The 15075-nt window shown below is 39.4% G+C and carries 15 protein-coding genes; 4 read left to right on the forward strand and 11 right to left on the reverse strand.

Annotation, left to right across the window (positions count from 1 at the left end; all coding sequences use genetic code 11):
• Positions 1-307: 307 nt before the first annotated feature.
• On the reverse strand, positions 308-703 hold the full coding sequence (gene spxA, locus BW986_RS08890) for a transcriptional regulator SpxA (RefSeq protein ID WP_034314502.1): 396 nt from the start codon (positions 701-703) through the stop codon (positions 308-310).
• Between the two features lie 864 nt (positions 704-1567).
• A complete protein-coding gene (locus BW986_RS08895) occupies positions 1568-2149 on the reverse strand; it encodes a GNAT family N-acetyltransferase (protein WP_076367124.1) in 582 nt (193 codons plus the stop codon).
• A gap of 96 nt (positions 2150-2245) precedes the next feature.
• Between BW986_RS08895 and BW986_RS08900 the strand changes: the two genes are divergently transcribed.
• Entirely contained in the window at positions 2246-2434 is a 189-nt protein-coding gene (locus tag BW986_RS08900; protein ID WP_034314508.1) for a hypothetical protein, read from the forward strand.
• A gap of 51 nt (positions 2435-2485) precedes the next feature.
• Here the strand turns inward: BW986_RS08900 and BW986_RS08905 are convergent, their stop codons facing one another.
• On the reverse strand, positions 2486-3631 hold the full coding sequence (locus BW986_RS08905) for a putative glycoside hydrolase (protein ID WP_076367963.1): 1146 nt from the start codon (positions 3629-3631) through the stop codon (positions 2486-2488).
• Positions 3632-4204: 573 nt separating this feature from the next.
• Here BW986_RS08905 and trpS point away from each other — a divergent pair.
• Positions 4205-5191: a tryptophan--tRNA ligase gene (gene trpS / locus BW986_RS08910; protein WP_076367126.1), complete on the forward strand. Its 987-nt coding sequence runs from the start codon at positions 4205-4207 to the stop codon at positions 5189-5191.
• A 33-nt stretch (positions 5192-5224) separates the two neighbouring features.
• Here the strand turns inward: trpS and BW986_RS08915 are convergent, their stop codons facing one another.
• From BW986_RS08915 to BW986_RS08930, 4 genes are all read right to left on the reverse strand, one after another.
• Positions 5225-5980 carry a YjbA family protein gene (locus BW986_RS08915; RefSeq protein ID WP_034314514.1) on the reverse strand — a complete coding sequence of 252 codons (756 nt, stop codon included), beginning with the start codon at positions 5978-5980 and terminating at the stop codon, positions 5225-5227.
• Between the two features lie 108 nt (positions 5981-6088).
• Positions 6089-6859, reverse strand: coding sequence for a DUF2268 domain-containing putative Zn-dependent protease (locus BW986_RS08920; protein WP_076367128.1), 771 nt, complete (start codon positions 6857-6859; stop codon positions 6089-6091).
• A 139-nt stretch (positions 6860-6998) separates the two neighbouring features.
• The gene (fabF, locus tag BW986_RS08925) at positions 6999-8237 is read right to left on the reverse strand and encodes a beta-ketoacyl-ACP synthase II (RefSeq protein WP_048686925.1); all 1239 of its coding nucleotides are present in this window, start codon (positions 8235-8237) and stop codon (positions 6999-7001) included.
• 51 nt (positions 8238-8288) lie between these two features.
• Positions 8289-9224 carry a beta-ketoacyl-ACP synthase III gene (locus BW986_RS08930; protein WP_076367130.1) on the reverse strand — a complete coding sequence of 312 codons (936 nt, stop codon included), beginning with the start codon at positions 9222-9224 and terminating at the stop codon, positions 8289-8291.
• A 201-nt stretch (positions 9225-9425) separates the two neighbouring features.
• Between BW986_RS08930 and BW986_RS08935 the strand changes: the two genes are divergently transcribed.
• Positions 9426-9647 carry a hypothetical protein gene (locus tag BW986_RS08935; protein ID WP_076367132.1) on the forward strand — a complete coding sequence of 74 codons (222 nt, stop codon included), beginning with the start codon at positions 9426-9428 and terminating at the stop codon, positions 9645-9647.
• A 41-nt stretch (positions 9648-9688) separates the two neighbouring features.
• Here BW986_RS08935 and BW986_RS08940 read toward each other — a convergent pair whose 3' ends face one another.
• The 3 genes from BW986_RS08940 to BW986_RS08950 all read right to left on the reverse strand — a co-directional run bounded on the left by BW986_RS08940 (position 9689) and on the right by BW986_RS08950 (position 11776).
• On the reverse strand, positions 9689-9871 hold the full coding sequence (locus BW986_RS08940; RefSeq protein ID WP_076367134.1) for a ComZ family protein: 183 nt from the start codon (positions 9869-9871) through the stop codon (positions 9689-9691).
• 249 nt (positions 9872-10120) lie between these two features.
• The gene (locus tag BW986_RS08945) at positions 10121-10951 is read right to left on the reverse strand and encodes a Rossmann-fold NAD(P)-binding domain-containing protein (protein ID WP_076367136.1); all 831 of its coding nucleotides are present in this window, start codon (positions 10949-10951) and stop codon (positions 10121-10123) included.
• 102 nt (positions 10952-11053) lie between these two features.
• Complete coding sequence (locus BW986_RS08950; protein WP_076367138.1) at positions 11054-11776, reverse strand: alpha/beta fold hydrolase; 723 nt, start codon at positions 11774-11776, stop codon at positions 11054-11056.
• A gap of 296 nt (positions 11777-12072) precedes the next feature.
• Here BW986_RS08950 and BW986_RS08955 point away from each other — a divergent pair, with 296 nt between their 5' ends.
• Complete coding sequence (locus BW986_RS08955; RefSeq protein ID WP_076367140.1) at positions 12073-12264, forward strand: YjzD family protein; 192 nt, start codon at positions 12073-12075, stop codon at positions 12262-12264.
• A gap of 82 nt (positions 12265-12346) precedes the next feature.
• Here the strand turns inward: BW986_RS08955 and clpB are convergent, their stop codons facing one another.
• Positions 12347-14935: an ATP-dependent chaperone ClpB gene (gene clpB / locus BW986_RS08960; protein ID WP_076367142.1), complete on the reverse strand. Its 2589-nt coding sequence runs from the start codon at positions 14933-14935 to the stop codon at positions 12347-12349.
• Positions 14936-15075: the final 140 nt, after the last annotated feature.

The raw sequence follows: 15075 nt of genomic DNA on the forward strand, positions 1-15075 counted from the left end.
TGTTTGCCTAATATTCCATTCATTCTATAAAATAATTCATCCTGATGCAACCATCATAATGCTTGATTCAATTTTAATCTTACTGCCATTAATGCCTTATTATATACACAGCATGATAAGCTGCATCCTTTATTTATTCTCTAAATGATGACCGATTCAAGGGACCTGCTGCCAAGCGGAAACGTCGTCTGCGGTCGCCTAAGGATTCTTTTATGTTTCCCTTCATCAAGATAAAAAAATCAGTGAAAAATCGTTATGTATAAAGAAAAAGCCCTGCACATTTCCTGGCAGAGCTTGAAAGACCTTATTAGTTGACCATACGTTGTGCTTCCCGTAACTGGAAGGTACGGACTTTACGTGGTAAAAAGCGTCTTATCTCATCTTCATTATAACCAACTTGAAGCCGTTTCTCGTCAAGAATAATTGGACGTCTCAACAGACCTGGATTCTCCTTGATCAATTTATATAATTCTTGAAGAGGCAGGCTCTCTAAATTTACGTTTAACTTTTGGAAAGTTTTTGACCGTGTTGAAATGATTTCATCGGTTCCGTCTTCTGTCATTCGAAGAATTTCTTTAATCTCATCAATCGTTAACGGTTCTGAAAAAATGTTTCTTTCTTTATATCCAATCTCATGTTCCTCTAACCATGCTTTTGCTTTTCTGCATGAAGTACAACTAGGTGATGTATATAATGTTACCATGTTTACTCACACTCCCTAAATATAGAATCGGTGATCTATGAGGGGAAATCTACTATTAGTATTCATAAGTACCACTCTAATTTGAAATAATTTTAAATAAGTATTTCATTTTCTTTATTATACACTAATTTATTTAAAATGAATACCCTTTTTGATATTTGGAAAAATCCTTTTAAACTTCTAGTTTAGCCTGTACTATAGCTTTTTCTGTTTTTTATGTAATACATTAAAACCGCTTTTTCTAATTGAAAATACCTACCTACCATTCTCATTTAACTCTCAATACGGCTTTCATGATTTTTAAATAACCCGTTACTTTTATTTACCCCCAATCTTTTTCAATAAACAAGATCATGTTAATATATTTTCTTTAATCAAATGCAAATTCCTCCTTTTACATTAAAAACCATTCTTTTAGCACATATATTTCCAAAAGTAAAAAGATAATTCTAATGAATCAGCGATAAGGGAGCAATCTACCACCCAAGAAGTTATAGATATTCATCTTACCGCAAAATATGCACAATAAGAAAAGACAGATTGCCTACAGTAAACAATCCAGTTGCTTTCAGAAATCCGCTCTATTTCCGCCGACTGTCTGCCAAGCTTCATCAAAGCAAGCGTCTGTGGGGCACCAAGAGTGTCGCAAATTTCTTCAACTTATTGTGGGTTTCATCCTATATTAAACATGAGGGGTAACCAAATCTTCATTTAAAATCATGGTTCGGGGTTCAGAGACTCCTTTTATCGACAAACTCCAAGAAAAGACAGGTTTCCTCAATTTTCAAAAAATGTTCCGGTTGTTTTCTTGGAACACGTTTTTGTCAAATTAAAAAGGGCCGGTGAAACAACCGGCCCTTTTTCTCAAATTTGCACCTCTTTAAAAATATCCGTTTCCTGACCTGCATTCAAGCTTAGCACATCCTCAACATCTTGATAGGATTTCCCATAAAGATCATCATCTTTGTAAGTATGGATTTCTGAATAAATCTCTTTCATGAAGTCAAAAACGTCTTCTTCATCAACAGATGGATTTGCCGGCCAATATAGGATTTCCATAGGTGTATTCTCCTTGGTGGCAAGCGATTTTCTGCTGTAGGAAATTGAAGAGGCATGCTGGAATCCTTCCCTTTTATAAAATTTCAGCCTTTTAAATGTATCATCATCATTTTCTTGTACTGGTTCCACTTCCAGCAAGATCGTTTTCTGCTTTTGTTGCAATTTTTGAATCAATTTCCTTCCTAGTCCCTGCCCTCTTGATTTCTTTGATACAAAAAGGTAATCAACGAATATAAACTCTTCCCCTTCCACATACAATAAAACATGGTCAGGACCTTCATCCTTTTTATATATTTCCTGCTTATCTTCTAAAAGAACTTCTATATGTTCTTTGGATTTCATCTCTTCTATAGGGAAATACTGGTTTAGCTTTTCATACCAATTCATAATTTAATCTCCTCTTTTGCTAGTTTATACTTTCCAGATTTTTTCTTATCCACTACAATGGAACTTGAATAGTTTGAAAATATTAGGAGGGTTTTGATGATCAGTTACTTTTTGGACTTTTTTTTAGTCGCTGCTTGCGTTATTGGCATTACAGCTGTGAATGGCGTTGTGACGAATGGCATCGGCGAAAAATGGTTTGGCGGGAAACGTCACTCTCATATTTTCGATCAATCGAAACGAATTCAGTCAGGGTGGAGTCAAGTTGGCGGGAATAAAAAGCGGTAATTCAGAGAGAATATGGATGACCGGAAGAATATTCCAAGGTCATCCTTTTTTTCATGGGGTATAGTCTACTCCTTTTGTATATCGATTTGCTGCATTCCATAATAAGTATTCATCAATACCATTATCATTCAATGCTTTTATTTGGGCTTCCACTTCTTCCTTGCTATACCTTTGGTAATTCCCCTCACCTAAATATGAGGCAGTAAAATCTTGTAGCCAAGGTCTTGAAGTAGGTGGTGTTTTTAATTCCTTCAGCTTCCCGTTCTCCAATTTCGCATATTCCTTAACGAGATTATAAGGCTCCAAATCAGGCTTATCGATACCAAAATAAGATGTCCAGTGACTCGGATAGATCATCGAGGAGATTACATCAACATTCTCAGAGATTTTTGTGAAGTTTTGCCCAATTCCGGGAGCTTCAGGCAATGTAGCCGCATATCCAAAAATGTCCACTGACACTTCCACTCCATATGGCTCCAGTTGTTTCCTCGCATAGCTTACGAAATCTGTCACTGCCTGAACCCTTTTGGCTGTATGACTAACTTTCGCTTCATCATATTCACCGACATCATATTTCAAATCATCTTCTTTATTTTCGAATCCTTCGGGAAAACGGACATAGTCAAATTGAATTTCTTTAAATCCCATTTTTGCCGCTTCAATCGCAATACCGACATTATAATCCCATACCTCTTTTAAGAATGGGTTAACGAAGGCTTCCCCTCGACCATTCTTCCATACCTTTTCGCCATCTAAAAAAGACCATTCAGGCTTCTCTTTAGCCAAAAGGGAGTCTTTAAAGACGACTACCCTTGCAATCGGATAAATCTTTTTATCCTCAAATTTTTTCAACATTGCCCTAGGGTTTTTTATGTAGTCTTTACCAATCCCAGCATATGGAGAATCGGGATCTTCAGTTTTATACGTAACGTTCCCCCTGTCATCCTTAATGTCAATGACCATAGCATTCAAATCGGTTTCATCTACATATTTAATAAGTTCATTCAATTTATTGCCACCCGCTGCAGGTGCTGTCACATATATTCCGCGCACAGCATCCGGATAGTCGAATTTCAACCCCGAATCAAAAACAAAACGCGGTACGCTCGCAGGCAATTCTTTATTTTCTAATGCTACCTGCCTGGTTTCGTTCATGCCTTGCGCATGAACTGGCTGTTGAATCAGGAATATGCACATACCTGTCATCAACCACTTACACATTGGTTTCATTTTCTCCACCCCATTCGCCATCAATCATCAATATTCAACAAATATAATAAACCCCTTTCTTTAATACCACAAACAATTAACTTTACTCCTATATCTTTTAAATAATTAAAAAAAATGCCTTACAAAGTTTCAACCTTAAGAATACGTTCATAATCCTGTATTCCCTTGTGAGTATCCTTCCCTAAAATGGTCCGCTCATTGTGATATATGTTAAACGGTTTGATTTTCCTTGAACCCATCATTTCTTCCATGTCAAAAAAAAGAAACGGAAAATCCGTTCTATCGGCTTGATTGCCGTTTCGATTATACATTTAATATGAATAAATGCTAAAATACAGTATAGTGGACATTTCGTATTCTCAGAATGGCATCGATACAGGACAAAACGGCCCTCCACAAGATTTAAATGAGCGTTTTTCCCCATCACAGGAGCACGCACATTTCTTTCAAAGAAAGTGGATTCATTTTATATTTATCCTTACAATAATGAAGAGCGAATATCCATTTATCAATAAACGCATTTAGAGGAGTGACTAGAAGTTGAAAAGGATTTTCTCCGGCATTCAGCCATCCGGTTCCGTTACTTTAGGAAATTACATCGGAGCCATGAAACAATTCGTTAACTTACAAAATGAATATGAATGTTTCTTTTGTATTGTTGACCAGCATGCAATTACTGTTCCACAAGATCGCATTAAGTTAAGGAAAAACATTAAAACATTGGCCGCTTTATATTTGGCCATTGGTCTGGATCCTGAAAAGAATACCATCTTCATTCAATCAGAAGTACCTGCGCATGCTCAGGCAGGCTGGATTTTACAAAGTATATCCTATATTGGGGAACTTGAGAGAATGACGCAATTTAAAGACAAATCCGCTGGCAAAGAAGGGGTATCCGCAGCACTGCTTACATACCCGCCGCTGATGGCTGCCGATATTCTCCTTTATAGTACAGATGTGGTTCCTGTCGGGGAAGATCAAAGACAGCATCTTGAATTGACACGCGATTTGGCTGAACGGTTCAATAAAAGGCATAATGACATTTTTAAAATTCCGGAAATCAGCCTCCCTACAGAAGGGGCCCGTATCATGTCCCTTCAGGAACCAACCAAGAAAATGAGCAAATCTGACCCTAATAAAAAGGCGACGATTGCCTTATTGGATGATCCGAAGCAAATCGAAAAAAACATCAAAAGCGCAGTTACCGATTCGGAAGGAATTGTCCGTTATGATAAGGAAAACAAAGCGGGTGTTTCCAACCTGATGTCCATATACTCCATCTTCAGTGGAAAATCCTATTCAGAAATTGAAGAGATGTATGAAGGTAAAGGTTATGGTGACTTTAAGAGTGATTTGGCTGAGGTGGTTCTTGGAGAAATCCTACCAATCCAGGAACGCTTTAATGAATTGATCGATTCACCTGAATTGGATGAGATTCTGGACCGCGGTGCAGAAAAGGCGAATGTTGAAGCCAATAAAATGATCAGAAAAATGTATAATGGCATGGGACTTGGCAGAAAGAGATAGAAAAAAGACGATCCTCATTGGATCGTCTTTTTTTCATAATATCGATGGGCTATCGCCAGCCTCCACTTGCCAAAGCTTTTCAAAAAAGGGCTGCCCCTTCACAAGGTTTTCACAAAGTTGAAGGTGCTTCTCTGACCAGCCTTCCTTCATTTCTTCATATAACTCAAGCCAAGCTATCTGAAAATCCATTTCTTGAATGCTTTCATATTTCTCAGGGGCCCATTCTGTATACCAATAGCGGATTTCAGCTGTGTTTTTCGCAGTGAATAGTTGGTCCATGGCCATGAATAGCAATTGCTTAAGCTGTCTTTCTTTTCTTGTCAAACCGTTCATGAATAAGGGAGACGGCGACAAAATATGATATTCTTTCTCAGATGTAGGTTTTTCAGTAAAGGTGTAATCCATCTCATCATGATTTTCTATCATGTCATAAACAATTTGTTCCTGCCGGGGAATTATTCTGCTTTTCCTAATCGGAATATGATAACCTATCGTATCAACAGCTAAAATCCCATTTCCGTCAGTCACGATAAAACAATAGTCAAGCTGAATTCTTTCATGATTTTTCCTTGCATATGCTTTTTGATAAACATCATTGAGCAATGGCTTAGGTAATTCTGACAAGTCGTTCTCTATGTAGTGGAACAATGTTGATGACACTTTCAACAAAGGAACTTGATCTAGTAGTTCGATCCCGTCATCCTTCCTCCATTCATGAAAATGACAAATATTATAGCCGTTTTCTTCTCCTTCAAACCAGTTAACCCATACATCATGAAGATATAGCATCATTCATCCCTCACTTAAACAAATTTCTGTTTGTCAATCAGTATAGGCAGGAACCATACAATTTATTCCTATTCTAGAAAACAGATTAAGAAAAAAAGAACGTATATCTTAACTCTTTTTTGATAAGAATTCTTCAGATTGGATAGTGAATGATTTTTTCACAGAGAGTTTTTCAAAATTTTTCACCAGGTAATAGCCACTACAGTATCCAAGCATATATGGATATCCTTTCGCCCCAAGGAGGAGCACATCATGAAGAGGATCTGTTCGTTTTATCATGTGCTTATCCTCTAAATGCTTATTCCAAAATTCCCGTAGTTTATCTTCCTGATATAACTTAGTCCATTTCGCTAATAATTTTGTTCCTAAATATTTTCCCACCGTTCGTTCCGCCAGTCCTTCCATGATCATCGTATCCAGGAGAGTGTATTCTTTTTGGTCCTTTTTCAAATGATGCAGGCGGCAAACATGATGATATTCATGAATCAACAGGGCCTCCATCTCCTTTTCGGCCATCCCCTTGCCGTAAAAAAGGAATAGTTTATCTTTAAATGCCAACCCTGACTTCGTTTCAACTTTTTTATTCCATATCCCTGAAGACATGAGCGGAAAAATATATATGGGAACATCAGGACCTCCCCAAAGCTTCTTATAAGCCGTAAACAAGCTTTGTGTTTTTTCCCATGCATTATTATCCTTTAAGTCTTCCCATGTGAGTTTTGTTTTTTGATTCGGCGAATACATGCCATGCTTTAATAAATGATGATAAATCATGTCCACATCAATGTTATTGTTGAATGTACTTTTAAGTCTTTCCATCATCTGCAACGGGCGGTTAAAATCCTTCACCAGCCATTCATCGGTTGAAATGACTCCCATCTCCCATACACCTCCGCTTCTATTGACTATCGTATGATTTCAAGAAGGCGGTTGACACATTTTATCTCCCTTGCATTTGCATTTTTTCCTTCAAAAAAAAAGAGCAGATCCCAAAAGATCTGCCCTTCCTTTTTATAACTTATTGATATTTCTTGAAAAGAATGGTTGCGTTATGTCCACCGAATCCAAGTGAATTGCTGATGGCTGCATTGATTTCGCCCTTCCTTGCTTGATTCGGAACATAGTCCAAATCACACTCAGGGTCTGGTGTTTCAATATTGATGGTTGGAGGCAAAATGCTGTCCCTAATTGCCTGAATCGTGAATATCGCTTCCACACCGCCTGCTGCCCCTAACATATGGCCTGTCATCGATTTAGTGGAACTTATTGCAAGTTTATTAGCATGGTCGCCAAAGACTTCTTTGACTGCCATCGTTTCGTATTTATCATTGTAAGGCGTACTCGTTCCGTGGGCATTCACATATTGGATGTCTTCCGGATTCAAACCTGCATCCTCAATTGCAATTTTCATCGCTCTTGCCCCGCCTTCTCCACCTGGTGCCGGAGCGGTAATATGGAAGGCATCTCCAGTTGAGCCATAACCAGCGATTTCAGCATAAATCTTGGCTCCCCTATTCAATGCATGTTCAAGATCTTCCAGAACGATGATTCCAGCTCCTTCTCCAATAACGAAACCATCACGATTAAGATCAAAAGGACGGCTAGCCGTTTGTGGATCAGGGTTGGTCGATAAAGCCGTATTTGCACAGAAGCCTGCAACCGACATTTTTGTGATTGGCGCTTCGGCCCCGCCTGTGATCATCACATCGGCATCGCCCCGTTGAATGGCTTTAAACGCATCACCAATTGAATTAGTTCCTGTTGCACAGGCTGTTACCGTACATGAATTGATTCCTTTTGCACCAAGTAAGATAGAAACCTGGCCAGCTGCCATGTCCGGAATCATCATTGGTACGAAAAATGGGCTCACCCGTTTATACCCTCTGTTTAAAAAGTTTTCATGCTGTGTCTCAAGTGTCTCCAGCCCGCCGATACCCGAACCGATCCAGACCCCGACACGTGCAGCATTTTCATCGGTTATTTCCAGCTTGCTATCATTATAAGCCATAACGGAAGCTGCAATTGCATAATGGGTAAATCGGTCCATTTTACGTGCTTCTTTACGATTTATATATGTTTCTATATCAAAATCCTTGATTTCAGCAGCCACTTTAACGGGATATTCTTCAGCATTCAAACGAGTTAAAGGCCCTATCCCAGATTTCCCCTCGATTATATTCTTCCATCCAGTTTCTGCATCATTACCAACTGGAGAGATTGCTCCAATACCTGTTACAACTACACGGCGATTAGTCATTTAAAAATGGCTCCTTCCTATTTTTAAAGCTGTTACGTTTTACTTCTTCTTTTATTTACCCCACCTAAGAGCGATCGCTCCCCATGTAAGGCCACCACCAAAACCGACCATGACAATCAAGTCATTGTCCTTGATTCTTCCTGCTTCCATTTCTTCCACAAGAGCCATTGGAATGGACGCTGAAGAAGTATTTCCATATTTATGAATCGTTTTTGTCATTTTTTCAAGCGGGAGATCCAAGCGTTCCCTTGAGGCTTCCATAATTCGTATGTTTGCTTGATGCGGGACAAGCAGATCCACATCTTCTTTCGTCAAACCAGCTTTGTCCAATACACCCAGGCTGGATTCACCCATCTGACGGACAGCAAATTTAAATACTTCACGTCCATTCATATGAATGAAATCTCCTTCCTGTAATAAGTGCTTCCCACCGGTTCCATCTGCGCCTAATTCAAAGGAAAGGACTCCTTTGCCTTCAGATACAGGTCCAAGTACAACTGCACCCGCTCCGTCACCAAAAAGTACAGCAGTGTTACGGTCTTCCCAATTGGTTACTTTCGAAAGTTTTTCAACACCGACAATCAACACATGCTTATATGCACCTGTTTTAATAAATTGCTGTGCCGTGATCATTGCATACATAAAACCGGCACATGCAGCACTTACATCCATTGCAGCTGCCTTCATCGCTCCCAATTTCTCTTGAATCATGCAAGCGACAGAAGGAAACGACTGATCAGGTGTAACAGTAGCTACAAGAATTAAATCTATCTCTTCAGCAGAAATTTCCGCATTTTTCAATGCAGCTTTTGCGGCTTCATAAGCCATATCTGATGTATCAATATCATCATTTGCAATTCTTCTTTCCTCAATACCCGTCCTAGTCCGGATCCACTCGTCGGAAGTGTCCATAATTTTTTCTAAATCCGCATTTGTAACTATTTTGTCGGGTAAGTAGCGGCCAAGCCCTAATATCCCAGCATTCATCTTGCCATCCCCTTATATTTTAATGAGTTATTATAATCATCTATTATTACCTGGTACTAATTTTATATAAAAAAAGACTTCCTTGCAAGAGTTAACAGTTTGAAAGCTAAAGAAATCTCTTTCAGAAATCGGACAAGCGCCCATGCCAGGGGAAATTGGGGACATACATTATTAATAAAAGGAGAATAGGAGGAATTCATTGTGGACATCTTCAATCGCAACAGGGAGAGAAACCCGGATGATCATTTTTCGAATTTGATGTTTGGCAGGAAAACTGAACCGGAGCAAGAGGAAGCGAAGGTAGATTACATCCAATTGATGGCGAGCGTTGAAACTTTGATGGGCTTATACAGTCAATACAAACCGACCATTGATAAAATCAACCTGGACCCATTGATCGCCAAGTTCTTGAAAAAAGAATAAAAAAATCAAGGCTGCCCTTTAACCGGACAGCCTGCCTTTAATTAACGCTGAGCATCTTGTTTACCAAGCTCATAAGCTTCTTGCATTACGCTTTTAAAAAGCTCCATGAACGGCTCTGCCATCTCCATTGTGAATGGAATCCCGCTTGCTTCAAGCTTCGCTTTAGCCTCTGGGAAGTACTTCATGGCTATTCCCATAAATTCAAGAGTTTTATCTGAACTCATTCGCGTTTCCCCCTATCTAATGAATATTCATCATTATTATCATAATTCCACAAGACCCTTTCGTAAAGGGCGCACATATAAAATCATGAATAGCTTTTGATGTTAATTCCTATCCTTGACCATTTTATAGTACAAGACATATAGATTAGAGGCAAATATCCAGTTTTGCCCTTTCCTAATATCGAAAGCTGTCAATTTCATATTTTCCCGATCATGCGCTTCGCCTTCATATTTGGTTACTCACCCAAGTTAGTCTCGCTTTCTCCACTTTTTAAGTAAGTTTAATCGTTTATTATGTTTTCTTTGTAAAGCAATGCCTTCTTCTGGTTCCATTTTACATTGCACTTCAAATATTGTTCCTTTATTGATTTTAGTTGTTGTTTGGGAAGTGAATGAATCCATACTTTCACCAAATATTAACTTGGCACATTTATTCCAATGGTCTTCTATACTGCTGCACAATTGGATGTCCCTATCGGAAGAGGAGGTAAGCACTGCTTCCATAGCGTTAACAAAATCTGTGATATAGAGAGCATCTCCGGTATATTCGGCAGTAATTGCGGCATGGATATCAGACTGTCCAAGCTGGTTGATGCCAGCTTCAAAGCTCATACCTTCCGATTGCCAAGGTCCATAAATCGTCGGTAAAAATATGATTTTCGCAGAATCTATTTCACGAATCGAGCTTAATATGGACTGAAATATACTGACATCTTTTTCAATGGGCATGAAAAGAACGAAATTTGGTGTTTCATCCTTGCCATTTTTGAATTTCTCAATGAAGGAAACGATTTCGCCTATCAGAAAATCGATTTTGTCCAATTTTCCGCTTTGAATATCGTAAAGAGATATGAACACCGTGTCCTGCTGTGAAATATCCAATAATTTAAGTTTATTTATCGGAAAGTATATATAATTTGAATTCCTGCCTATTTCAAGTTCCTTTTCTTCCATAATATATTGACTTGCTTCTGAATCGGCCCAATCGATTCCGATTACTTCTTTACCTTGGTTCAACAAATATTGGGTCACATAGAATCCTACAAATCGATAAGTGCCAATGACAATGTTCGTTTGCATAAATACAGCCTCCTCGTATGCCATCAAGCCCACTTCACCCGGCACGTCTGGTTTTTTTAGATGCTGTATCGTATGCAAACTATTGTAAAAATATATCACTTCTCATAAAATCTCTTCATTCTCATTGAAAAACTTTTGTATTTGATAGGGGATTTTATAACGTTTTTCGGGCAATATATACGTCAGTTGCAAATCTGTTTTTCTAGCCAGCTGGATTTGCCGATAAAGGGAGGCTTGCTCTTTCCGTAAGCTTCCAAAAACCTGAATCACTTTCATGGGGATATTCTCTGCGATAACTGAATCCTCAGTGCCCAGGATATGCTGTTCACATTCTGCCGGATCGAGCTCATATGCAGCAGCAACCTCTGACAGCCACTTTTTATAGAAGAACTTGTTTTCCTTTTCCTTCTCCAGTTGTGCTTTCAATGAAAAAACCGGATCAATCAATACGACAGACCGAATTTTATTTCCAAGTTCATTCATTAGCTTTAGGGCAAGTAGTGCGCCTGTCCCCTCTGCCAATATATGAACCCTTTGATTGACTATTTCTTTTTTTATGAAAAGAATATATAGGTTAAGGGAAAGATCCAGTGCTTTAGGACTGCCCCAGTTGGCTCCGTGAAAATTGGATGAAAATAGCGTGTATCCGTATTCCTTTAAATATTCCAATATCTGCAGCCTGCCAGGATGCTGCAGCCAAAAGCTGCTGTCTTTTTCGACAAAATGACTACGGTCTCCAATTACCATTACGGAAAAACCACTGGGCCGCTCTGGATAATAGATGATATTCCATTGGTCATCAATTTGAAAAGTTCGCTGTTCCATCGTTCAAACTCCTTTAAGGAATATTACTACTACTATATTAATTTATGAAGAAATATAGAAAGGGTCAGTGGAAACGCCTAACTTCTTATCCTAAATTAACCAAGCATGGACGATTTTTGTTTTTATTTTCCCCTTTGAATTCCCATTTGAAGTTTGGAACCAACTTGTCTGCCAGAAAAAGTTCTCTTATGATTTAATGTATTAGATTATTTAAAGGTTATTATTAAAAACACGTTTTAACTGTATATTAATTATGGTAAGATAAAAATGAATGTAGTGGAATGAGGTGAAATTCGATGCGTTATGCTTGGGCAATTTTTTGGACATTCTTATTAGTGCATATGACTGTATATGTTGTTTCTTCCATGATCGGAGTTTCATACGATGCTGCGCAGGGAACTATTTTAGGATTAGCTGCTGCTATCCTGATTTGTATCATCCCTGCTATCTTGCCTGCCGGGCCAGCTAAAGACTCTCATCAACATTAAGAAGCAAAAGAGGACATCCTTTTTAGGATGTCCTTTTTGTTATACCGTACTTTGCTTACGTGTAAACTACATTTCAACGTTTTTATATGAGGACCAATTCATCATGAATATGATCGATCGTTATTTCTTCTTTAAGCTCAACAGTCCCAGCTATGATTTTACGGGCGATTTTCGTTTCCAGATGCTTTTGGATGAATCGCTTCAGCGGTCTTGCTCCATATACCGGGTCATATCCCTGGTCCGCAATGAATTCCTTAGCCGCTTCTGTGACGTTCAAAACTATATTTTGTTCAGTTAACCTTACCTGTAATTGATGAACCATTTTATCCACGATTTCAACGATTTCTTGTTTCGTCAGAGGTTTGAATAAAACAATGTCATCAACGCGATTTAAAAATTCGGGACGGAAATGGCCTCTTAATTCCTTAAAGACCTGATCTTTTATTTCTTCTTCAATGCCACCATCCTCCCGGTTCGACTGCAATAAGAAATGGGAACCGATATTGGAGGTCATGATGATCACCGTATTTTTACAGTTGATTGTTCTGCCTTGGGAGTCCGTTATCCTCCCATCATCTAGCATTTGCAGCAAAATATTGAAGACTTCCGGATGTGCCTTTTCAATTTCGTCTAATAATATGACTGAGTATGGGTTTCTCCTAACAGCCTCCGTAAGTTGGCCTCCTTCCTCAAATCCAACATATCCAGGAGGTGCACCAACAAGGCGGGACACTGAATGTTTCTCCATATATTCCGACATATCGATTCGAATCATATGTTCCTCGCTATCGAATAACGTTTCTGCCAAAGCTTTTACCAATTCGGTTTTACCAACACCAGTCGGCCCAAGAAAAATGAATGAACCGATTGGTCTATTTGGATCTTTAATTCCCGCCCTTGCTCTTAAAACGGCATCGGATACGAGTTCCACCGCTTCTCCTTGACCTATTACGCGTTCATGCAGGATATCAGATAGTCGAAGCAGTTTCTCCCTTTCACTTTCCACCAGCTTGCTTATCGGTATTCCGGTCCACCTTGCAACAATCGAGGCAATTTCCTCCTCCGTCACTTCCTGGCGAAGCAATCGTGATTCCTGTTTTTCCTTTTCCAATTCGTCTTCCATTGTTTCCAATTCTTTTTGAAGCTGCGGAATCCTTCCATGCCGAAGTTCGGCTGCCCGGTTAAGGTCATAGTCATTCTCTGCCTGTTCCAGTTCATGACGCAGTTTCTCAAGCTCTTCACGTTTGTCCTGCACCTTTTGAAGTGCTGATTTCTCCATTTGCCACTTGGATTTCATGCTATTCGCTTGATCCTGAAGTTCTGATAGTTCTTTTTGAAGCACTTCCAGCCTTGCCTTGCTTTGTGGGTCCTCCTCATTTTTCAAGGCCGCTTCTTCAATTTCAAGTTGCATGACTTTTCTCGTGATTTCATCCAGCTCGGATGGCATTGAGTCGATTTCCATTCGGATCATCGCACATGCTTCATCCACAAGATCTATCGCTTTATCCGGTAAAAATCGCTCCGTTATATATCGGTTCGAAAGGACGGAGGCCGCAACGATCGCCCGATCATGTATCCTGACGCCATGGTGAATTTCAAACCGTTCCTTTAATCCCCGCAGAATTGAAATTGTATCTTCCACATCCGGTTCGGGAACCAGAACCTGTTGGAAACGGCGTTCAAGAGCCGGATCCTTTTCAATATATTGCCGATATTCATCAAGGGTCGTTGCACCGATACAATGCAGCTCACCGCGCGCAAGCATCGGCTTTAACATATTTCCGGCATCAAGAGCGCCATCCGTTCTTCCTGCACCGACTATTGTGTGTAATTCATCAATGAATAAAAGAATTTTACCGTCACTCTTCTTGATCTCACTCAACACCGCTTTTAGGCGTTCCTCAAATTCACCGCGGAATTTGGCCCCTGCGACAAGTGCGCTCATATCTAGCGAAAATACGGTCTTATCCTTTAAACCTTCCGGCACATCCTTCCTGACGATCCTTTGTGCCAACCCCTCGACAATCGCTGTTTTACCTACTCCAGGTTCTCCAATTAATACAGGATTATTTTTCGTTTTACGTGAAAGGATTCGGATGACGTTACGGATTTCCGTATCTCGGCCGATTACTGGATCGACCTTCCCCGACTTAACCTCAGCAACGAGATCTCTGCCGTATTTTTTCAGTACTTCATAAGTGCTTTCAGGATTTTGACTAGTCACTCGCTGATTCCCCCTTATATCGTTTATAACCCGTTTTGCTTTATCATAATCAATTCCATATGTTGAAAAAAGCCTATTTACAACTGTTTTATTGACCTGCAACGACGCAAGCAGTATATGTTCGACAGATAAATATTCATCCTCCCACATTTGCATTTCCTTTTCGGCAGCCGACAAAATTTGCTGTAGGGAGGTTGACATGTAAACCTGGGAAACACTCCCGCTCACTTCCGGTAATCGATTCAGTTCCTTATTTAGCTCTATATCAAATAGATTCATCGGTTTACCAGATTCCGATAAAATCCTGATTAATAAACTTTCATCCTGTTCCATTAAGACCTTTAATAAATGCAGCTCCGTCAACTCGGGATTCCCTCTATCTTTGGCTAGTTCCTGGCCGCCAATGAACGCCTGTTGGGCTCTCTCCGTCATTTTATTAATATCCATCTTATAACCTCCCATTCATCTACATCATGAACGAATTACCACTCGGTTTGACCAATTTTGACCTTTATATTTTTATTATACTTCTAATTTTCCCCATGTAAAGGAAAGTTATAAAAAATGCAGGAGGTATGGAGGATAAA

The sequence above is a fragment of the Peribacillus simplex genome (assembly GCF_900156045.1).
Taxonomy (GTDB): Bacteria; Bacillota; Bacilli; order Bacillales; family DSM-1321; genus Peribacillus; species Peribacillus simplex_D.